Raw genomic sequence first — 21,537 nt, forward strand, 5'->3', positions numbered from 1 at the left:
AATAAAGGAGTGGCTTTTCTTGGATTTATAATAAGAGAAAAGTGGGTTTCAATACACCCTAAAAGAATTGAAGGATTTAAGAATAAAATCAGAAGGCTAACGCCTAGAAACCATGGCATGAATATAGAACAAATGGTTGAGAAGTTAAATCCAGTAATTAGAGGTTGGGCAAATTATTTTAGAATTGCAAACTGTAAAGGACTTTTTGAGAAACTGTTTAGTTGGATTAGAAGAAGGCTAAGGATGAAGAAAATGAAAGAATGGAAAAGCTATAAATCTCTGCATAAAACCCTTAGGCGAAGAGGTTATAAAGGTGAATTTAAAAAAATATCAATGGTGAGATGGAGAAATTCGAATTTTACATTGATACATATGGCACTTCCAAATATATGGTTCAAAGAAATAAAGCTTGTTCACTTATCCGATATACAGGCCGGTGTCTTGTCAAATTATTATGAATAATAATAATTTTAAGGTTTGCCAGGAGCCGTATGCGAGGTCCGCACGTACGGTTCTGTGAGAGGAAAGAAGCCGGAAAATTATTTTCGGCTTTTACCTACTCGATTATTTTTTGTGAATCATATAGAACGTTACCACCTACATGGCACGTAGGTGGTAACGTTCTATATCTTCGCATGATAGAATCACCATTTGTAGAAATTATATAATAATATCCCTCCTAAATAAAGTCAATAGTATGGCACATATAAAAATTTCATGTTTAATATATCTTGCTTTTTAAAATCAAGTATGGTAATATAGGAATTGACTTAAATGAATAGTAAGTAATGCAGCACAGATATATTTCAATTAGTACTTTTTAAACATAGTATTTTATATCGAAATTTTATTTAGTGGCTATTACAAAGCATTTAAGAAATAAAATTTCGGAGGTATACATTATGAACGGTACAGTTAAATGGTTTAATGGAGAAAAAGGGTTTGGTTTTATTACAGGAGAAGATGGAGTAGATGTTTTCGCACATTTCTCTCAAATAAATTCAGATGGTTACAAATCTCTTGATGAAGGACAAAAAGTTTCTTTTGATATAGTAAAAGGACCTAAAGGCCCTCAAGCTGAAAATATTACTGTTATATAAGTAAATATTTTAACCACTAAATAGTATAACTATTTAGTGGTTTTTTTACTTTTTTGTCTATATGGTTTTATGAGAAATTATAAAAAGAGACTGCATCACTTTAGAACATAATTACTAAAGTGATGCAGTCTCTTAATATTTTACTTTATACTTTGTAATCTTTAAAGATTTTACTTAATCTATTAAACAATTCTGAAAACAGATACGGTTCCAATAGGTCCAGTTAAACCTACCAATACTATACTAATCGGACCGCTTGAATTGTTAACAAATCTAAAAGTCTCTCCTGCAGTAGCGGCATAGATTCTATTAGAGCCACTTATTATTGGATTTGTTGCTGTAATGGATATACCCGCAATAATACCATTAAGTGATGATACCAAGTCTACCTCTATAGAAACTGTTCCAGGGTTCGGAGTAACCGCTATCTTCCAGTCTATTACATAAACACCGTTAGTATTAAATGTGAATATACCCGTTGTTGAATTATAACTTAGATCCGATCCTATAATATTTACAGCATCATAAATAATAGTTCCTGCAACTGGAATTGATATATTATTTGTTGTTATCACACCATTTGCATAAGAATTGAAACTTGGGCCTGTTGGGCCTGTAGGTCCAGTCGGTCCTGTAGAGCCTGTTGGCCCTTGGATACCTTGGATGCCTTGAGCTCCGGTTGGTCCTGTTGGGCCAATCGGCCCCGTAGATCCTGTTGGTCCTATTGGTCCTGTCGGTCCTTGTAAGCCTCGAATACCTTGTGCTCCAGTCGGTCCCGTTGGGCCAGTTGGTCCTGTCGAACCTTGTATACCCTGAATACCTTGTACTCCTGTTGGACCTGTTGGCCCTATTGGACCTGTTGATCCTGTAGGCCCTTGTATGCCCTGAACCCCTTGGGCTCCTGTTTGGCCTGTTGGTCCAGTTGGCCCTATTGGACCTGTTGGCCCTGTCGGTCCTTGTATACCCTGAACACCTTGAGCTCCAGTTGGCCCTGCTGCCCCAGTTGGCCCTATTAATCCTGTTGGTCCTTGTATACCCTGAACACCTTGAGCTCCAGTTGGTCCTGTTGCACCAGTTGGTCCTGTTGATCCTGTTGGTCCTTGTATACCCTGAGTACCTTGAGGTCCTGTTGGTCCCGTTAGACCAGTTGGACCTGTTGGTCCTGTAGGTCCTGTTGGTCCTTGAATCCCTTGAATACCTTGTGCTCCTGTTGGTCCTGTTGGTCCTTGAATACCTTGGATACCTTGTGCTCCTGTTGGCCCCGTTGGTCCTATCGGGCCTGTCGGGCCTGCTTGACCAGTTGGGCCTGTCGGTCCTGTTTGACCTGTTCGTCCAGTTGGTCCTGTTGCCCCTGTTGGTCCAGTTTCTCCAGTTGGGCCAGTTCTTCCTGTTTGCCCAGTTGGTCCTGTTGGCCCTGTTGGCCCTGTTGGCCCAACAAAACATTTTGGAGGACAAGGATCACAACAATCGTGTTTGTCACAACAATCATGTTTTTTATCGTCAGAAATAGAATCTATATACCATTCAGAATTATCTTCCCTTTTACTCATAATAAGTTCCTCCCTAATAAAAAAAAACTTCTTTATACACATTAGTAATATTAAATTTATGCAATATACTGATACTTTTTTATACCTTTATACACTGTTTATAATATGCAGATATTTTAATTTACGTAACCAGTTATATTAAGAATCTGAGGATAATATAATAAAAAAAACTCGATCTACCAAAATAATGTTTGATATACCGAGTTTTCTCTTATAAATCCATTTTTATAAACTATCTAAATAAATCTTATGATTACTTAACAGCCTTTCATCATTAGGACAGAGCTTAATTGCCTCTTTTGAGAACTCTATTGCTTTAGCTTTCATATTTAAATTGTAACATCCTAAAGCTGCTAAATCATAAGGAGTAAAATCCCATGCATTTGCATCATTAGCAAAGTTAAATGTTTTTTCCTTTATATTTAATGCTTCATTTGCATAATAATAAACACTAAGCCAATCTTTCTGTGCATAAGCTAATAATGATAATTCTACATAAGGTTCTCTTAATGAGATAGACTCGCTTATAGCTTTATGATACCATTTTTTAGCGTTTAATATTTCTCCTTTTTCTCGATATGCTCTAGCAATAAACCTCATAGAGGAGGCTCTTTCCTCTTCATAATTAGATGTCGGCAGTGTTAAATAATTTTTTAAAACTTCTATGCACTGATCCCAGTTGCTATCAAACATATATTCTCTACCAAGATAATATATATTCCTACTACTACCGGGATTCTCTTTAACAGCTAACTTCAGTAATGGAAGATTTAAACTCCTATTTTTTGTTTTGTCAGGATAGTGATTATAAATCATACCCTCGATGTAAACTTGTTTCTCCACTCCCACTCCTATATACTCTAAAACCTCATGTGTTGGATATATCCATCTAAACCCATGTCTTGCATGAATTCTTTCCCATGTATATTGTACAGCAGGTGAGCCATCATCATTAACACTCCAATTATATAGATACAACCCTCTAGTAGTATCTTTTTTCCATGCTTTTTCTAAATGCTCTCTCCAGCCAGCCTCAATAACATCATCAAGATCTGCAGCTACACATATATCAATATCGCCAGGAATTAATTTCAAACACTCATTTCTCGAATAATCAAACCTAAATGGACTTGCAAATATAGAGTGCACAATGGCCCCTCTTTCTTTTAGCTTTTTAATAGTATTATCTGTAGATCCTGTATCTATAACTATGACAATATCAGCTTCACTAACATGATACATAAAGCGATCAACAAATTTTTCTTCATTTTTACAAATCGCGTATACACAAACTTTATATTTATTACTCATATAGAACCCCCATTACCCAAATACTCATAATACACCCCATTCTATGCTTGCAAGTATCTATAAGTGATATATTACATGATTATTGCCATTATATATTTTTTATAGTTCTATCTACATATAAACTAGGAATAACTGCATACATAGCTGCCGCTTTTACTAATTCACTTTTCCAAGTCCTTTCATTTGGAGAATATGACTCCGCCTCATGCCCTGGTCCAAATCCAATACAAGGTATATCATATCTCCCCATTATAGAAGCTCCATTTGTAGAAAATGCCCATTTATCAAATAGAGGTTCTTTATTAAACAAAGATTTATATCCTTCTATTAAAGTTTTGCAAACTCTATTATCCTCTTCTATTACCCATGCTTCAGAATAAGTAGCTGTTGGATAAACAACTCCTTTATAAGAAGGCTTTTCATAATCACAAATGTAAACCTGTGCTTTAAGTTCTTTTACCGATGGAAGATTTCTAATTTGCTCTAAGGCATCTTTATGAGTTTCACCAATAGTTAATATTCTATTAATTGAGATTATCCAACTGTCCTTTTCACCACAATCTGAAGCAGTACTAAATGACATCTCAGAAACAGTTAAGGTCCCTTTTCCTAAAAACTCATCATATTTCAGATTTTCATTAAGAATCCTTAAATCATTTAAAATAGGGTCCATTTTTTTAGAAATTACTTTTATATCCATTTTCCCTTTATGACCCCTATATATATTGCAGGAGGTAGGTTCTGTAATCACGACAAATTTCGGCTGAATCTTATCTTCATTTATAATATACTGCCAACAAAGTCCTGCGCATTCCTCCTTTTGTACAGTACCTGTAATAACCAGCGTATAATCATCTTCTAATTCTAAATCCTTAATAATTTTCCCGGCATAAACCATAGAAGCCATGCCACCCTTTTGTTCACTTCCCCCTCTCCCTATAATCACATCCGCATCCTCATATCCCTTATATGGGTCATACTGCCACAGATTCTTATCTTCTATGCCTACTGTATCAATATGTCCATCCATAGCTATAACATGTTTACCATGACCTATAGTCCCTATTATGTTACCCATCTTATCTATTTCTATATTATCAAAGTTGGCTTTCTTCATTTCCTCTTTTATTCTCGCAACGACTCTCCTTTCATGGCAGCTTTCACTAGGAATAGCAATCATGTCGCGAAGAAATCTTGACATGTCCCCTTTGTATTCCTCTGCTTTCTGCAAGACCTTTTGAAAATCTAGATTCATAGAAAACCCTCCTTTTGTTTTTTACTATCAACAATAGCATATTTATAAATATGTAAAAAAATTACCTATCCAAAAAATAAAAATAGGCTGCCTTAGAACAGAAAATAATTTCTATTCTAAGACAGCCTATTTATAACTATTTATATATTTCCACCGGAGTTTCCATTTTAGTATATTCCCAAATAATTCTAATGTCATCATCTGATACCGCTATGCATCCAGATGTCCAATCATTGTTGGTATCTCCTCCATGTATGCCCAATTCACCACCTAATGAAGTGTCCCAAGCCGGCCTTTTTCCAATATGAATATTAGATTGTACCTCTCTAAATTCTGAATCACTAATCAAATCATTTTCAAGTCCTCTACTTGCATCTTCCACATTAGGATAACTGAGTCCTAAGAATAGAGTATACTTACTTTTATCATTTCTTGTGCAAATATAATATTTACCTTCAGGGGTTTTATTATCGCCTTCTTTTTCTTTATCTCCAGTAGGTGCTGACCCTAACGCAATTCTAAACCTACCTATTAGATTATCATCTCCATATAATTCTAATATCCTTATTCCTTTGTACACCTTTATACTTACATTTAGTGGCTTTTTTTCAGGCTTTGTATAAAACATTCTCTCTTCAGTGTCAATTAACATAGTCTCCCTGTGAACTAGCTCTGATTTATAAAAATCTGAGTCGTTACTCTTTAAATTGTTTTTGTATAATTCATAACCTGCTAATAGCCCTATCGTACACATTGTTCCAATAATTATGTTCCTTTTACGCATTTTCATCTTCCCTTCTATTATTTTAAACTCCCTTTCCAAATGCACAATCAGGGTATTTACACTCTTCACACTCGATGCAGAGTCCACCGTGCCCATAGGCTGCAATATCAGCAAAGCTCAATTTCTCATTTGTAAGAATCCTCGGTAGTACCAAATCAAAGATAGTTGTTCTACTATACATTACGCATCCTGGAAGCCCGAGTATTGGAATTTCACCTTTATAAGCAAATAAAAACATTGCTCCTGGCAGCACTGGCGCGCCATAAGTTATAAGCTGTGCTCCGGTTTTTAGAATCGCCGCCGGAGTAACGTCATCAGGGTCTACTGACATACCCCCTGTACAAATTACCATTTGAGCCCCCTGCTCTATCCATGCTTCTATTTCTTCTTTAATATTATTCTCATCATCATTAACTAAAGTTTGGCCAAGTACCTCACAACCATACTCCTCTACTTTTCTTCTTATTACTGGCCCAAAAGCGTCTTTAATTCTACCGTGATATACTTCGCTTCCCGTGGTAATAATACCCACCTTCATAGGTGTAAATGGCAAAACACTTACAATTTTCTCATCACCTATTAAATCCTCTGCCCTTTTCATCTTATCTTCTTCTATTACAAGAGGAATAACTCTTGTTCCTGCTACCTTTTGTCCCTTTTTTACTGGGTAATTATTATGAAGCGTAACTAATATTATCTCACCTAAGGAGTTAAGTTTATATAACAGTTTTGTATTAATTTTTAGAAGTCCTGGATAATCTGCTATAAAATTCACTTTGCCTTCTTTTACTTCACTAAATCTAAGTCCCGTTCCTGCTGTAAGAGCTCTTAACCGCTCTGCAGCATCATTTTCATGAAGATAACCTTCTTTTTTCTCCCATACATATAAATTTTCTTTTCCTATGGAAAGTAATAATGGTATGTCTTCCTCTAAAATTATATGTCCTTTTTTAAAGGCTACATCTTTAACTATTCCCGGAATAATTTGAGTAATGTCGTGACATAAAACTGACCCAACTGCATCCCTTACAGGTATTGTTTTCATATTATTCACCTCAAATTCATATTTGCCCTAATTACTTTTAACCATAAGATATAGCACTGCTTCTAACACTCCACCTGCTATATTTCTTGCTTTATCAGAAATAGTATAACAATTCATTCTTTCTGTCACTCTTGGATCAATATCTGCAATCTTAAACCCCTTCGTTACAATACTTCCCGAGCGCAATAGCCCTCTTAATAACCCGGATATTGTTGCTTTTACTGGGGTATGTCCTATATATGCAATCACTTCATCCTTTTCTACTATAGCATCAATGTGGACAACATTCTTCATAATTCCAGCGCAAGGCGAATGTATAACTCTTTCTTTAGAGTAGCCCATTATGCTTCCTGGTATACCTGTATTCTCTTTAGCCTGGCCAATAAAAATAAGTCGACCTAAATTATGCCCTCTTGAAGTTTCTATCACAATATCTACATCTTTACCTGCTGTAAATCCTGGCCCAAGCGCAATGGTAATATCCGCCATATCCTTTGTCGTTCCCATATTCTTTTTTGCAATAATTGCATCAACCACGATTTCAGGCTTTATTTCTTTAATATATTTCCCCTCTGGGTCTACAATTACAGGAACTTTTTTATTACTGAAGGCTCGTTCTATTTCACTTAAAGAGGATACAAGTATAGCTATAATCCCTTCTATTTCTACTTCTCCTTCATACACCGCTTCGCTAAAAGAAACACTTCGTCTAATAGACGTAGGTTTTTCTACTTCCAAAACCAATACCCTAAAACCACTTCTATATAGTTTTTGAATCGTACCTGTTGCTAAATCTCCTCCACCACGTACAATAACAAGCTCCCTAAACATAATCATTATTCTCCTCTAGGTTTATAATAAATTCATAATTTTCACTAGTATCAACATCAAATAATTCCCAACTATCACTTGTCTCTACAAATTTAACCCTGTCTAAATTTTCATTTATTATTGTTTTTCCACCAATATCGCCTTCCAATTTTAAAAAGTCTTCCTTAAGATCCGGTGGAAATATTACAGGATTCCCTCGCCTTACATCACACCTTGGAACTATTATATAAGTCGGATTTTCTATAAACTCGCGTATTAAGCTTTTTATTGTATCTACATCTAAAAAAGGCTGATCTGCTGTAAAAAACATATATCCATCTACTTCTTTTGCATGTTGTACACCTAATCTAATAGATTCACTTATCCCTTCTTCTGCATTTTGATTTTCAACAACAATAAGCTCATTGATATTACCAATTTCTATTACTTCTTCTTCTCTTCCTACGAGAATCACTTCTGAAAATCCACACTGCAAAATAGTGTCTATAGTACTCTGTATTAGTGATTTTCCTCTATATTTCAAAAGAAGCTTATTCACTCCCATTCTCCTTGAGTACCCTGCTGCTAAAATTATAGCACTTATCATATTCTATCTCCTATTCTCATAATAAACTTCCTATGCTCACCTTGTCTATTATTTTCTTGTCATTTGAATTTACTTTATTAGCTAATGACTTAGCTAATGTCATATCACTCGGTCCTTCAACCTTATTGATATATAATATTTTTTCCCCTAGTGCTGCCTTAAACAGTCCTAGAGGATTTATAATTATATTAAATAGGTGTTCAATGCTTACTAATTCACGCTGTTTTGCTCCAGTTAATTCACAAAATATTTTACTTCTATGAATATTATCCTCACTTATTACCATCCCAAAAGCCTGTATATCTATAATACCAATAGTTTTCGTGGTTTTTTTGTAAATAACCGGTTCAAATTCACTCCAGCCTTTCAAACGTTTTTTCTTTGATCCATCTGCTTCTATTATTATATAGTCAAAATATGGCACTAACTCATCTAACTCTTTTTCACTAAGGCCTAATATTTTGTTTGCGCCATTTAAACCTGACCCTAAAATATAAATTCCATTTTCCTTCATATGAACATAACGCGACATCATCTCACTATCAGTGCAGATAAAATCATACTTATCCTCTAATGGAACGTATATCTTAGTGGTTGTGGTTACGAGGACTTTGTTACTGCGACGTAACTCTTCTGCTACCTTAAACATCATTGTAGTTTTTCCACCTGCACCTACAATTGATATAATATCACTTTTCTTTAATTCAAGACAATTGCTTAGTTTCATAGCATCACCCATTAATTTGTTTTATCTTACTATTAAATCATATAACTATAATTAGTGATTACAGCCCAAATAATATTCTCAATATCTTTAGGTATTCCTGAATTATCAGCTTTAAGATTAACTTCTAAAGCCATGTCCTCTAATCTAACTTTTACAATATTCTCATCCTTATCCAAGAGTACAAATCCCATATTCTCACTGTTTTCAAAGTCAGCCTCAGTAGCAAACATTGTAAACTTCTCTTTGTATGGGGCACTACTATATGGACAGAATGTTTCACAGTTACCACACTCATTGCACAGTTTATCAAGGTGGATTATCTGATGCATAGTATTACCCTTTACTTTTATAGTAACATTTGCACGATTAGGACAAACATCCACGCAAACTTCACATATTGTTGAACATTGAAGGCATCTTTCAGTTTCAGAAGTGCCTAAAGTAGACATTTTAAGTATACCTTTTTTTGCTGTTATTCCATTAATATCAACACTTAACCGCTCTGAATTTATTGTGAAATCATAATTTTTCTCTTGCATAACTACAGCCCTTGCAAACTTCGTTGCCTCTGCTATACCTTGAACCACAGTAGAAGGACCATGTAGACCATCTCCAGCAACATACACTTTTTCAATGTTTGTTTCTAATGTTTCCTCATTTACAACAGCCTGTTCTCTTTCATTTACCAAAATATTATTTTCTTTAAATATCTTAGTATCTATCTTCTCCCCAACTGCTGATATTAAAATATCTGCAAGTATTTCTAGCATCACTCCGCTGCCGATTGGTCTTCTTCTGCCACTCACGTCTGGCTCTCCCAGTTTCATAACCTCACATGTAAGAACACCATTACTGATTTTTACTGGTGATAGTAATTCTTTAAATTCAACTCCAGCCTCCATTGCTAGTCTTAATTCCTCTTCGTCGGCAGGCATATATTTTTTAGTTCTACGATATACTAAATATACATTTTCTACTCCAGCCTCTCTTTTAGCTGCTCTAGCTGCATCCATAGCTGTGTTACCACCGCCTATAACTACGACATTTTTGCCAAGGGCAAGGCTACCATCTCCACTTCTTAGTCTTTCTAAGAAATCAATTACATTAATAACATTTTCACCTTCAATATCTAACCTACCTGGTTTCCATGCGCCAATTGCAAGTAAAATATATTTATATCCTTGCTTTCTTAACTCATCTACAGAATTCTGCTCTGAGTTTAGGTGAACTTCAACTCCCATACTTTTGACAATCTCTATGTCCTTTTCAACAGTATCTCCTGATATTCTAAATTCTGGAACTACATGTTTTACTATTCCACCTAGTGAATTTCTTTTCTCGAAAATTGTTGCACTAATTCCTTCTCTTGCAAGGAAATACGATGCTGCAAGTCCTGTAGTTCCTCCACCAACTATGGCTACACGAACATTACTTTTTTCTGTTTGTTTAAGCTCTTTTATTAAACTATTATATGCGTTTTCTGCAGCTTGTAATTTTATATGTCTAATATTAACAGACTCATCACAGAAAATCCTACTACATTTACTCATACATGCGTGACTACATACAGTCCCAGTGATAAATGGTAGCGGATTCTTTAAAACTATAACCTTTAATGCTTCAAGGTGTTTGCCCTCTGAAACAAGACGTATATATTCTGGAATATCTTGATGTATAGGACATCCATCCTGACAAGAGGCAACAAAACAATCAACTAGTGGTACTTTTTTATTTATTTTACGACTAGGAATTGTTTTTATAGGCTTTATGTGATGAATATCACTTACAGAGTTATCTTTTAATTTACCCAATTTTTCATTATCCATAACATATTTGTTTTTATATTCAGCTTCTTTTAGAGTCTGCGCAATTTGAACACATCTTTCATATCCGCCAATTTTTAATAGCGTTGTTGCTATAGTTATAGGCCATATCCCTGTTTCAAATATATCTTTTATATTGAAAACATCTGCTCCACCAGAATAAGACATCTTAAGTTTGCCATTAAATTCTTTTGAAAGTTTACGAGCAAGGGCTATTGAAAGTGGATATAATGATTTCCCTGACATAAACATCTCATCTCCAGGTAATTCACTATTTTTAATTTCAACTGGCAATGTATTTGTTAATTTAACACCAAATGTTAATGAATTACCATTAGCTACTTCTTGCAGACGCTTAAACATAACTATAGCATCAGCGTATTGCAAGTCCTCAATAAAGTGATGATCATTAAATGAAAGGTAATCATATCCCATACTATCTAAAGTTTTTCTTGCAAATTCGTAACCTAATATTGTAGGATTACATTTTACAAAAGTGTTTAATCCTTTTTCAATTATTAAATATGTTGCAATACGTTCAATTTCTTTTGATGGACATCCATGTAGCGTTGATAACGTTATTGATGTGCTTACTTTAGTTGATATGCTACCAACATATTCACTATCTATGTTTTTAAATTTTTCTATATTATCTAAAGTATACTTAGTACACTCTTCCCATATAACACTGTTAGATGCATCTTTAAGCCCCATAATAAAAGCATCTATTTTAGGTGAGGAAATCCCCTCAAAATCATATCCTACGCTCATATTAAAAATAAACCCATCAGGAGCTCCAAGATCTAGTTCTTTTGATATTAGTTTTAGTGCAAACCAGGCTTTAACATACTCATCATAAGCCTGCGTCACTGTAAGCTCTGTTGACCACTCTACATTATAGCACTCATCTTCTGCTCTTATACATGGCTTTGATACTGGTAAATCTTCTCCATCAAGGGTTTGTACCGTTTTTAATTCAAAAAATCTACATCCTGATACATAGGCTGCAATTATATTTTGCGCAAGCTGTGTATGTGGCCCTGCAGCTGGTCCAAATGGTGTTTCTATTTTTTCTCCGAAAATGCTAAGAACCTTGTCATCACCATTTTTGAAAAATTTATTAACGCCAAATATCTTGCCATATTTTTTATTTTCTTCTGTTATCCATTCCATTAACTCTTTAAATGGAATAGGTGTCATTCTATCTCCCATATATAATTCCCCCTATTTTATAATTATCTTATTTATTAATTTTCGTCCATAATTTATTAGATAATTCTCTTGATTTCTCCATAATTTTTTCAGTATCAACCCCGATTATTTCGCGGTCTTTCATAAGAATTTTACCATTTATCATTGTAGTTGACACACATCTCCCACTTACACCAAATAATATATGAGAGTTTGCATTGTTCCCATCTATTGGAGTTAGTGAATCATATTCCGCTACTATAATATCAGCATAAGCTCCTTTTTTTATAACTCCTAGTGGTTTTTCAAAATATCTATTAGCAATCTTTGCATTATTGTCGAAAATCATTAGTGGAACTTCACCCCATGCAACAGCTGGATCACAGTTATGATGTTTTTGTAAAACATTTGCAACCTTCATTGATTCAAGCATATCATTTGTATATCCGTCTGTTCCAAGTCCTAATGTTATTCCTTTTTTTACAAGTTCAAGTACTGGTGTACATCCTACAGCATTACCCATATTAGATTCAGGATTATGTACTACCATAGTGTCCGTGTGCTTTAATAAATCCATTTCACCATTATTTGTATGGATACAATGAACAGCAATTGTTTTTTCACCCAGAATATTAAAATCAAAAAACCTATTTATTATCCTTTTATTGTGTTTTTTAAGGCAATCGTATACATCAGTAATACCTTCCGCTGTATGTACATGATATCCAGCGTCATACGGCATATTCTCTGCACAATACTCAAGGGTTTTATTACTTACTGTAAAGGATGCATGAAGCCCCATCATACCCTTTTGCATATCTTCAGAATCATTTTTAACCTTTTTCATAAATTCAACATTTTCTTTTACTGCTTGTTTCATCTTTTCCTGTCCATCTCTATCCGAAACTTCATAAGATAGTGATGTTCGAATTCCAAGTTCTTTAGCAGCATCCGATATTTGAAACAAACTTCCAGAAATATTGCCATAACTTGCATGATGATCAAAAACAGTTGTAACACCATTTCTTATGCAATCTAAGTAAGTTGTATAAGCACTATATTTTGTATCTTCTAGTGTTAGTAACCTATCTATTGTCCACCACATTCCTTCTAAAATATCAGTAAAGCCTTTAGGACTAAACCCCTTAACAGAAAGACCACGAGCGAAGGCACTATATATATGATGATGAGTATTAATCATTCCTGGCATAATCAAACCTTTTCTAGCATCCACAAACTCAGCTTCCTCATATTTTTTCTTCATTTGCTCTGTGGTTCCAAGGTCCACAATAATATTACCATCAACGCATACACAACCATCTTGGATAAATGTATTATTATCATCTCTAGTAAGTAGTTTACCATTACCTATTAATATCATAATATACCTCCTACAATATATATTTTTCTTCAATTAAGATAGAAAAACAATTTAAGTTTTTAATTGATTATTCACATTACTTTCATAATTACATTTTATCATCATTTTCAGATTTCTTCAATTGTTTTAAAAAAAATTTTGTAAATTAAAAATATTTTTGTAATTGTTATTGATTTTAAAAAATATTTTTGCTATACTTAATTTATGAAATTTCTTAAATTTTCAGCTTTATTATACAATTTAATAGCTACTATAATAACGCATAATTTATTAACATGATACCGTAGGAGGTTATTTAATGACAAAAATAAAGTGGGTACCTAATAAGCTACCAAAAACGCCCAATGACACACTAAATATAATGTCAACTGAAAAGGTTTTAAAAGCTGCTTCATTTCATAAGAGCTTTCCTCAGTATACTGAGACGCCACTAGTTAAGCTAGATAAGATGGCTAGTTTCTTAGGACTTGAAAATCTATATGTAAAAGATGAATCTAAAAGATTTGGATTAAATGCTTTTAAAGTATTAGGTGGATCTTTTGCAATAGGTTCATATATTGCAAAAAAACTCGGAAAAGACATATCTGAACTACCGTACAATATTCTAACTTCAAAAGAAACTCTTGAAGAATTTGGACAAACTACTTTTTTTACTGCAACAGATGGTAATCATGGAAGAGGTCTTGCCTGGGCAGCTAAGAAATTAAATCAAAAATGTGTTGTTTTTATGCCAAAAGGCTCATCAGAAGTTAGACTACAAAATATCAGAAACGAAGGCGCTACAGCTACAATAGAAGAAGTAAATTACGATGAATGTGTACGAATAGCAATGGCAGCATCAGCAAAGGTTCCAGGTTCTGTAGTTATTCAAGATACGGCTTGGGAAGGCTACACCGAAATTCCAACTTGGATTATGCAAGGTTATGGAACAATGGCAATGGAGGCCAATGAACAACTAAAATCTGACGACACTTCTGCACCAACTCATATTATCATACAAGCTGGTGTTGGCTCTCTTGCTGGTGCAGTTCAAGGATATTTTACAAATGCTTATCCAGAGAATCCCCCAACAGTAGTTGTGGTAGAACCAAATCTTGCAGATTGTATATTCCGCTCTGCCAAAGCTAACGATGGAGAAGTAAGAATTGTTAGTGATGATATGCCGACCATCATGGCAGGTCTTGCTTGCGGCGAACCAAACGCAATAGCATGGGATATCTTAAAAAACAACAGTTCATTCTTTATATCTTGCTCAGATCATGTTTCAGCAAAAGGTATGAGAATATATGCTGTACCTTTAAAAGGAGATAATAAAGTTATTTCTGGTGAATCTGGCGCAGTAACAATGGGCATTCTGTTTGAAATCATGAAAAACAATGATTTAAAAGATTTAAAAGAAGCTCTAAAGCTAGATGAAAACTCAAAAGTTTTACTATTTTCAACTGAGGGAAATACTGACCCAGATTTTTACCGTAAAATTGTTTGGAATGGAGAATATTAATCTAACCATTTCAACACATATACAATTTATCTAAAAATTATTAGAGGAGGAATATATTATGGATTTTAATGGTATTAAACTAAGTGCACAGGGTTATGAAACTCAAATGACCAAATTTTTACGTGATTTAATTGCTATCCCCGGCGAAAGTTGTGGAGAAGAAAAAGTTATTAAAAGAATAGAACAAGAAATGATATCACTTGGTTTTGACAAAGTAGAAATTGATGCGCAAGGAAATATTTTAGGTTATGTTGGAACGGGTAAAACTCTTATAGCTTATGATGCTCATATTGACACTGTTGGACTTGGTGAACTTTCTAACTGGACTTTTGATCCTTATATAGGTTATGAAACTGAAGAAGAAATTGGCGGACGTGGTACGTCTGATCAACTTGGCGGTATAGTATCTGCTGTATACGGCGCTAAGATAATGAAAGATCTTGGCATGTTAAGCGAAGACTACACAGCTCTCGTAGTTGGCTCAGTACAGGAAGAGGACTGTGACGGAAACTGCTGGCTTCACATTATAGAACAAGACAAAATTAAACCTGAATTCGTTGTAAGCACAGAGCCAACTGATAGTGGTATCTACAGAGGACATAGAGGACGTATGGAAATCCGTGTTGATGTTAAGGGTGTTTCATGCCACGGTTCAGCTCCAGAAAGAGGAGACAACGCAATTTACAAAATGGCTGAAATATTAATGGATATCAAAAATCTTAACACAAATGATGCAGCTGATTCTACAGAAATCAAAGGTCTCGTAAAAATGTTAGATGAAAAATACAACCCTAAATTCAAAGAAGCGAAGTTTTTAGGACGTGGTACTGTAGCTACTTCTGAAATATTCTTTACTTCACCAAGTCGTTGCGCAGTAGCTGACTCTTGCTCGGTTTCAGTAGACCGTCGTATGACATCTGGAGAAACATGGGAAAGTTGTTTAGAAGAAATTCGAAAGCTACCAGCTGCTAAAAAATACAATGCGGAAGTCACAATGTATAAATATGAAAAAGAAAGTTGGACAGGACTTTCATATCCTCAGGATTGCTACTTCCCTACATGGGTTATTCCTGAAGATCATGCTGTTGTTAAGGCAATGGAAGAATCCTACAAAGGAATGTTTGGAACAACAAGAAGCGGTTCTATGAGCACTGATGCAATTAGAAAAGATCGTCCACTTACTGATAGATGGACATTCTCAACAAACGGTGTTGCTATAATGGGTCGTCATGGAATACCATGCATAGGATTCGGACCTGGTGCAGAATCTCAGGCACATGCTCCAAATGAAAGAACTTGGAAAGCTGATCTCGTTAAATGTGCTGCTGTGTATGCTGCTCTTCCAACAATTTATTGTAAAAACAAGTAATCTAAATTAAAAGGAGTGTCTAAAAATGGCTTTAATGGATAAGTACGTAAGCAAACTTAACTCACTTGATTTTAAAAATATGTATAATAATGATTTTCTACTTACTTGGGAAAAAACAAGAGATGAATTAGAAGCAGTTTTCACTGTGGCAGAATCTCTTAAAGAGCTTAGACAAAATAATATTTCATCAAAGATTTTTGATAGTGGTCTTGGAATTTCACTATTCCGCGATAACTCAACTCGCACAAGATTTAGTTTTGCTTCTGCTTGTAACCTTCTTGGCCTTGAAGTTCAAGATCTTGATGAAGGAAAATCTCAAATTGCTCATGGTGAAACAGTAAGAGAAACTGCTAACATGATTTCGTTCATGGCAGACGTTATAGGTATCCGCGATGACATGTATATTGGAAAAGGTAATACTTATATGCGCGAAGTATCTAATGCTGTAAAGGTAGGTAATGAAGAAGGTGTACTTGAACAACGCCCTACACTTGTTAGTCTTCAGTGCGATATAGATCACCCAACTCAGTGTATGGCTGATGCGCTTCATCTTATAAGTGAATTTGGCGGCATTGAAAATTTAAAGGGTAAAAAAGTTGCTATGTCCTGGGCCTATTCTCCATCTTATGGAAAGCCTCTTTCAGTACCTCAGGGAATAATAGGACTTCTAACTCGTCTTGGTATGGACGTTGTTCTTGCACATCCTGAAGGTTATGAAGTTATGGGTGAAGTAGAAGAAATCGCGATGAAAAATGCAGCAGAGTCTGGTGGTTCATTTACTAAAACTAATTCTATGGAAGAAGCTTTTAAAGATGCTGATATAGTTTATCCTAAGAGTTGGGCTCCTTTTGTTGCTATGGAAAAACGTACGGACCTTTATGCAAAGGGTGATGATGCTGGTATAAAATCACTTGAAAAAGAACTTCTTTCGCAAAATGCTGAGCATAAAGATTGGCAGTGTACCGAAGAACTTATGAAAACAACAAAAGGTGGAAAAGCACTTTACATGCATTGCCTTCCAGCTGATATATCAGGAGTTAGTTGCGACGTTGGAGAAGTTGACGCATCTGTGTTTGATCGTTACCGTAAACCTCTTTACAAACAAGCTTCATATAAACCTTATGCAATAGCTTCCATGATTTTCTTAAGTAAAATTAAAAATCCTCAAGGAGTTTTAACTATGCTTGAGAAGAATAATACAGAAAGAAAGATAAAGTAATATATAAATTCATTAAAGGCTACATGGAATCTTAAATTTCATATAGCCTTTTTTACAAAAATTAAATTCATTAATGGAGGGGAAATCTTATGAACAAGAAAATTGTAATAGCCCTTGGTGGTAATGCTCTTGGTACTAATCTAAAAGAACAAATGGAAGCTGTAAAGTCTACTTCAAAAGCTATAGTTGACCTTATAGAAGATGGAAATGATGTTGTTATTTCTCATGGAAATGGTCCTCAAGTAGGTATGATTAATATTGCAATGAGTGAACTCCATAAAAATAATCCTAAATATTCAGCGTGTCCTATGTCTGTATGCGTTGCAATGAGCCAAGCTTATATTGGTTATGATTTACAAAATGCGTTAAAAGAAGAACTTCTTAATCGTAAAATAAGCAAAAACGTTTCAACAATAATAACACAAGTTGAAGTAAATCCTAGCGATAAAGCCTTTGAAAATCCAACAAAACCTATTGGAAGTTTCATGACAAAAGAAGAGGCTGATATTTTTGTAAAAACCGGTAAAAAAGTTGTTGAAGACGCAGGCCGTGGATATAGAGAAGTGGTAGCTTCTCCAAAACCAGTAAGTATTGTTGAAATTGAAACAATAAAATCACTAGTTGATATAGGCCAAGTTGTTATTGCCTGTGGTGGTGGTGGTATACCTGTTATAAAAGAAGGCAATCACCTAAAAGGTGTAAGCGCTGTTATTGATAAAGATTTTGCCAGTTGCACTCTTGCAAAAGAACTTAACGCCGATTGTCTTATTATTTTAACAGCTGTAGAAAAAGTAGCTATCAATTTTGGTAAACCAAATGAAAAATGGTTAGGCAACATTTCAACTTCTGAAATCAGTCAATATGCAAAAGAGGGACACTTTGCCCCTGGGTCAATGCTACCTAAAGTACAAGCAGCTATCGATTTTGCATTATCAAAAGATGAAAGATATTCACTTATAACTCTACTTGAAAAAGCTAAGGATGGTATATCTGGGATTACAGGTACTACTATAAAATAACTGAATTTAAAAATTTAGGGGGTTTTTATTATGAGTTCTAATCAAAAGTCTTTACTGTTTAATTATGATGGTACGCCTTCAATGAAAGAAATTATACCCTTAGGCCTTCAACATGTTGTTGCTATGATTGTTGGGTGCGTTACACCCGCACTCATAATAGCTGGAATCGCAAATCTCACCGGACCCGACAAAATTTTACTGGTTCAGTCTTCACTGTTTTTTGCAGGTATAGCAACGCTAATTCAAATTTTTCCACTTGGTAAGGTTATTGGTTCACGGCTACCCGTGATTATGGGGGTAAGTTTTGCATATGTTCCTACCCTCGCTGCTATTACTGGTGAGTTTAATCTTGCCACAGTTTTCGGAGCACAAATAGTAGGTGGAATAGTAGCCATAATTTTCGGAATATTCCTTAAAAAGCTTATAAAATTCTTTCCACCGCTTGTTACCGGTACAGTTATTTTTGCCATAGGATTATCCCTGTATTCAGTTGCTATTAAATATATAGCTGGCGGCGTTGGTTCTCCCACGTTTGGATCTCCTAAAAACTGGGCCGTTGCCATGATAACCCTTGGAGTTGTTGTCTTTCTAAATTTCTTTACTAAAGGAACTCTCAAACTAGCATCCATTTTAATAGGTATAGTTGTTGGCTATCTTCTTGCACTATCTCTTGGAATGGTATCCTTTGATGCTGTTGCTTCAGCTGGACTTCTTCAAGCACCAAAGCCCTTCCATTTTGGTATAAGCTTTAATGCTACAGCCATAATATCTATGGCCATAATGTATATTGTAAATTCTGTTCAAACTATAGGTGATTTATCCGCTACAACAGGTGGTGGAATGGATAGACAGCCTACCCATAAAGAACTTTCTGGTGGTATAATTGGAAACGGTTTCTCTAGTATACTCGGTTCTTGCTTTGGTTGTATGCCAACTGCAACATATAGCCAGAATGTTGGCATAGTAATTACAAATAAAGTTATCAATAAGTGGGTATTTGCATTTGCCTCTTTTGTTGTTATTTTAGCAGGACTTATTCCTAAGTTCGCTTCTTTACTTACAACCATTCCTCAATGTGTTCTTGGTGGCGCAACAATTTCTGTTTTTGCCACTATAACAATGACCGGAGTTAAAATGCTTTCCTCGGCTAAGCTTACAATGAGAAACTCCGCAGTTGTAGGAATTGCCATTGCCCTAGGTATAGGCATTGTTCAGGTTCCTGATGCTTTTGCACTATTTCCAACATGGTTTATATCTATATTCGGTAAATCATCTATTGTTGTTACAACAATAGTTGCAATAGCACTAAATCTTATTTTACCGAAAGATAAACCACTAGATGTCATTATCAATAATGTTAAAAGTGAAACTAAAGATATGTAATAAATAAATTTCAAAATAAAAAAACAATTCGTTTATATATAATATAAACGAATTGTTTTTTATTTGTTTTATTTAATAGCTATTACTAGTTTTTTCACTAATGCGAACCGGTAACAATTAATTTAATTATAAACACTACTGCCAAAATATAAATTACAATTGAAACTTTCTTCCTCTTACTAGGATCTTTAGTAAATATATTGTTTACTAAATTTAACACTGCATAAGAAAGAATTCCTATAGTTAAACCGTCTCCTATGCTATAAGTAAGTGGCATTAGTGCGATTGTTAAGAAAGCAGGAACTCCCTCAGTAAAATCACTAAAATCTATTTTAGTTATATTCTCCATCATAAAAAAACCTACAATTATCAGTGCGGGTGCAGTTGCTGATGATGGTATTGCAGTAAATAATGGTGCAAAGAACATTGCTATTAAAAATAATATTCCTGTTACTACAGAAGCAAGTCCAGTTCTAGCCCCTTCTGCAACTCCAGCTGAACTTTCAACGAAAGTGGTTACAGTTGATGTTCCAAGGAAAGCTCCAAAAGTAGTACCTACGGCATCTACTAGCAGGGCACGTCCAGCATTTTTAACCTTACCATCCTTATCAACCATTCCAACCTTAGATGCAACTCCTACTAAAGTTCCTACAGTATCAAAGAAATCAACAAATAAGAAGGTCAGTATAATTACTACAAATTTCCATATCATCTTTGGATCAGCTAGATATGAAAAATCCATTTTATTTGCTATAGGTGCTATTGATTCAAACCTTATTATTCCATCTGGTGTACCTATTCTATACGTAGCTGCAGCTTCTGGTGATATTGTTGCATATATCCAAGCTATGGCGGTACTTGCAACTATTCCCCATAATATAGCTCCTTTAACTCTTTTCTTTGATAACACTACAATTATAATTACACCTACTACTGTTATTAAAACTGTAGGGCTTGTAAAACTTCCCATAGATACCAGTGTGTCTTTATTCATAATTACAATGCCCGCATTTACAAAACCAATAAATGCAATGAAAAGTCCGATACCTGCGGTAACCGCAAATTTTAATGTTGTGGGTATAGCATTAACTACCGCTTCTCTCACATTAGTTACTGATAATATAATAAAAATAATTCCTTCTACAAATACCGCGGCCAGTGCTACTTGCCAGGGGATTTGCATTCCTATTACTACGGTATAAGCAAAGAATGCATTGAGTCCCATACCTGGTGCTAGTGCAAAAGGAAGATTTGCATATAAACCCATAAGGATTGTAGTAAAAGCTGCTATTAAACAAGTAACTGTTACTACAGCTGCTGCTGGCATTCCTACAGCTGGATCTCCTAGTATGTTTGCATTAACTGCAATAATATAAGCCATGGTTAAGAATGTTGTTATTCCACCAATAACCTCCCGTTTGACGTCACTTCCATTTTCTTCCAACTTAAAATACTTCATGTG

General features: G+C 34.8%; 18 protein-coding genes. 7 read left to right on the forward strand and 11 right to left on the reverse strand.

Annotated features, from left to right (window positions below):
* Both ACJAX4_RS01975 and ACJAX4_RS01980 read left to right on the forward strand, forming a co-directional pair.
* The coding region (locus ACJAX4_RS01975; protein WP_435787775.1) for a group II intron maturase-specific domain-containing protein at positions 1-462 on the forward strand (462 nt) is incomplete at its 5' end.
* Positions 463-902: 440 nt separating this feature from the next.
* Positions 903-1,100 (forward strand): cold shock domain-containing protein, encoded by a 198-nt coding sequence (locus tag ACJAX4_RS01980; protein ID WP_435787776.1) that lies wholly within the window; start codon positions 903-905, stop codon positions 1,098-1,100.
* A gap of 182 nt (positions 1,101-1,282) precedes the next feature.
* On the opposite strand, the gene ACJAX4_RS01985 is transcribed toward ACJAX4_RS01980, so the two are convergent.
* From ACJAX4_RS01985 to ssnA, 10 genes are all read right to left on the reverse strand, one after another.
* Positions 1,283-2,650, reverse strand: coding sequence for a hypothetical protein (locus tag ACJAX4_RS01985; protein ID WP_435787777.1), 1,368 nt, complete (start codon positions 2,648-2,650; stop codon positions 1,283-1,285).
* A 225-nt stretch (positions 2,651-2,875) separates the two neighbouring features.
* On the reverse strand, positions 2,876-3,961 hold the full coding sequence (locus tag ACJAX4_RS01990; RefSeq protein ID WP_435787778.1) for a tetratricopeptide repeat-containing glycosyltransferase: 1,086 nt from the start codon (positions 3,959-3,961) through the stop codon (positions 2,876-2,878).
* An 88-nt stretch (positions 3,962-4,049) separates the two neighbouring features.
* Positions 4,050-5,216, reverse strand: coding sequence for a YgeY family selenium metabolism-linked hydrolase (locus ACJAX4_RS01995; protein ID WP_435787779.1), 1,167 nt, complete (start codon positions 5,214-5,216; stop codon positions 4,050-4,052).
* Between the two features lie 136 nt (positions 5,217-5,352).
* Positions 5,353-6,000 carry a L,D-transpeptidase family protein gene (locus ACJAX4_RS02000; RefSeq protein ID WP_435787780.1) on the reverse strand — a complete coding sequence of 216 codons (648 nt, stop codon included), beginning with the start codon at positions 5,998-6,000 and terminating at the stop codon, positions 5,353-5,355.
* Between the two features lie 22 nt (positions 6,001-6,022).
* The gene (locus ACJAX4_RS02005) at positions 6,023-7,045 is read right to left on the reverse strand and encodes a molybdopterin-binding protein (protein ID WP_435787781.1); all 1,023 of its coding nucleotides are present in this window, start codon (positions 7,043-7,045) and stop codon (positions 6,023-6,025) included.
* Between the two features lie 27 nt (positions 7,046-7,072).
* On the reverse strand, positions 7,073-7,876 hold the full coding sequence (gene yqeB / locus ACJAX4_RS02010; RefSeq protein WP_435787782.1) for a selenium-dependent molybdenum cofactor biosynthesis protein YqeB: 804 nt from the start codon (positions 7,874-7,876) through the stop codon (positions 7,073-7,075).
* A complete protein-coding gene (gene mocA / locus ACJAX4_RS02015) occupies positions 7,869-8,462 on the reverse strand; it encodes a molybdenum cofactor cytidylyltransferase (protein WP_435787783.1) in 594 nt (197 codons plus the stop codon). The genes yqeB and mocA overlap by 8 nt, the downstream gene beginning before the upstream one ends.
* 16 nt (positions 8,463-8,478) lie before the next feature.
* Complete coding sequence (gene yqeC, locus ACJAX4_RS02020; RefSeq protein WP_435787784.1) at positions 8,479-9,189, reverse strand: selenium cofactor biosynthesis protein YqeC; 711 nt, start codon at positions 9,187-9,189, stop codon at positions 8,479-8,481.
* A gap of 32 nt (positions 9,190-9,221) precedes the next feature.
* Entirely contained in the window at positions 9,222-12,224 is a 3,003-nt protein-coding gene (gene ygfK / locus ACJAX4_RS02025; RefSeq protein WP_435787785.1) for a putative selenate reductase subunit YgfK, read from the reverse strand.
* 28 nt (positions 12,225-12,252) lie between these two features.
* On the reverse strand, positions 12,253-13,584 hold the full coding sequence (ssnA, locus tag ACJAX4_RS02030; protein WP_435787786.1) for a putative aminohydrolase SsnA: 1,332 nt from the start codon (positions 13,582-13,584) through the stop codon (positions 12,253-12,255).
* Positions 13,585-13,882: 298 nt separating this feature from the next.
* Between ssnA and dpaL the strand changes: the two genes are divergently transcribed.
* The 5 genes from dpaL (at position 13,883) to ACJAX4_RS02055 (ending at position 20,075) form a co-directional block, all read left to right on the forward strand.
* Positions 13,883-15,085: a diaminopropionate ammonia-lyase gene (gene dpaL / locus ACJAX4_RS02035; protein ID WP_435787787.1), complete on the forward strand. Its 1,203-nt coding sequence runs from the start codon at positions 13,883-13,885 to the stop codon at positions 15,083-15,085.
* 58 nt (positions 15,086-15,143) lie between these two features.
* Positions 15,144-16,454, forward strand: coding sequence for a YgeY family selenium metabolism-linked hydrolase (locus tag ACJAX4_RS02040; protein ID WP_435787788.1), 1,311 nt, complete (start codon positions 15,144-15,146; stop codon positions 16,452-16,454).
* Positions 16,455-16,479: 25 nt separating this feature from the next.
* Positions 16,480-17,673, forward strand: coding sequence for a knotted carbamoyltransferase YgeW (gene ygeW, locus ACJAX4_RS02045; protein WP_435787789.1), 1,194 nt, complete (start codon positions 16,480-16,482; stop codon positions 17,671-17,673).
* 89 nt (positions 17,674-17,762) lie between these two features.
* Positions 17,763-18,692 (forward strand): carbamate kinase, encoded by a 930-nt coding sequence (gene arcC / locus ACJAX4_RS02050; protein ID WP_435787790.1) that lies wholly within the window; start codon positions 17,763-17,765, stop codon positions 18,690-18,692.
* 30 nt (positions 18,693-18,722) lie between these two features.
* On the forward strand, positions 18,723-20,075 hold the full coding sequence (locus ACJAX4_RS02055) for a uracil-xanthine permease family protein (RefSeq protein WP_435787791.1): 1,353 nt from the start codon (positions 18,723-18,725) through the stop codon (positions 20,073-20,075).
* 97 nt (positions 20,076-20,172) lie between these two features.
* On the opposite strand, the gene ACJAX4_RS02060 is transcribed toward ACJAX4_RS02055, so the two are convergent.
* Positions 20,173-21,534: an NCS2 family permease gene (locus ACJAX4_RS02060; protein ID WP_435787792.1), complete on the reverse strand. Its 1,362-nt coding sequence runs from the start codon at positions 21,532-21,534 to the stop codon at positions 20,173-20,175.
* Between the last annotated feature and the right edge of the window lie 3 nt (positions 21,535-21,537).

It is taken from the genome of Clostridium sp., assembly GCF_051278035.1.
In the GTDB taxonomy this organism is placed as follows: Bacteria; Bacillota; Clostridia; order Clostridiales; family Clostridiaceae; genus Clostridium_AD.

Bases quoted from the DNA above. Each gene is read 5' to 3' on its own strand.
- ACJAX4_RS01980 (WP_435787776.1), top strand. From the start codon at position 903: ATGAACGGTACAGTTAAATGGTTTAATGGAGAAAAAGGGTTTGGTTTT.
- dpaL (WP_435787787.1), top strand. From the start codon at position 13,883: ATGACAAAAATAAAGTGGGTACCTAATAAGCTACCAAAAACGCCCAAT.
- ACJAX4_RS02000 (WP_435787780.1), bottom strand. From the start codon at position 6,000: ATGCGTAAAAGGAACATAATTATTGGAACAATGTGTACGATAGGGCTA.
- yqeB (WP_435787782.1), bottom strand. From the start codon at position 7,876: ATGTTTAGGGAGCTTGTTATTGTACGTGGTGGAGGAGATTTAGCAACA.
- mocA (WP_435787783.1), bottom strand. From the start codon at position 8,462: ATGATAAGTGCTATAATTTTAGCAGCAGGGTACTCAAGGAGAATGGGA.
- ACJAX4_RS02055 (WP_435787791.1), top strand. From the start codon at position 18,723: ATGAGTTCTAATCAAAAGTCTTTACTGTTTAATTATGATGGTACGCCT.
- ACJAX4_RS01995 (WP_435787779.1), bottom strand. From the start codon at position 5,216: ATGAATCTAGATTTTCAAAAGGTCTTGCAGAAAGCAGAGGAATACAAA.
- ACJAX4_RS02040 (WP_435787788.1), top strand. From the start codon at position 15,144: ATGGATTTTAATGGTATTAAACTAAGTGCACAGGGTTATGAAACTCAA.
- ygfK (WP_435787785.1), bottom strand. From the start codon at position 12,224: ATGGGAGATAGAATGACACCTATTCCATTTAAAGAGTTAATGGAATGG.
- yqeC (WP_435787784.1), bottom strand. From the start codon at position 9,189: ATGAAACTAAGCAATTGTCTTGAATTAAAGAAAAGTGATATTATATCA.
- ACJAX4_RS01990 (WP_435787778.1), bottom strand. From the start codon at position 3,961: ATGAGTAATAAATATAAAGTTTGTGTATACGCGATTTGTAAAAATGAA.
- ssnA (WP_435787786.1), bottom strand. From the start codon at position 13,584: ATGATATTAATAGGTAATGGTAAACTACTTACTAGAGATGATAATAAT.
- ACJAX4_RS02060 (WP_435787792.1), bottom strand. From the start codon at position 21,534: ATGAAGTATTTTAAGTTGGAAGAAAATGGAAGTGACGTCAAACGGGAG.
- ACJAX4_RS01985 (WP_435787777.1), bottom strand. From the start codon at position 2,650: ATGAGTAAAAGGGAAGATAATTCTGAATGGTATATAGATTCTATTTCT.
- ygeW (WP_435787789.1), top strand. From the start codon at position 16,480: ATGGCTTTAATGGATAAGTACGTAAGCAAACTTAACTCACTTGATTTT.
- arcC (WP_435787790.1), top strand. From the start codon at position 17,763: ATGAACAAGAAAATTGTAATAGCCCTTGGTGGTAATGCTCTTGGTACT.
- ACJAX4_RS02005 (WP_435787781.1), bottom strand. From the start codon at position 7,045: ATGAAAACAATACCTGTAAGGGATGCAGTTGGGTCAGTTTTATGTCAC.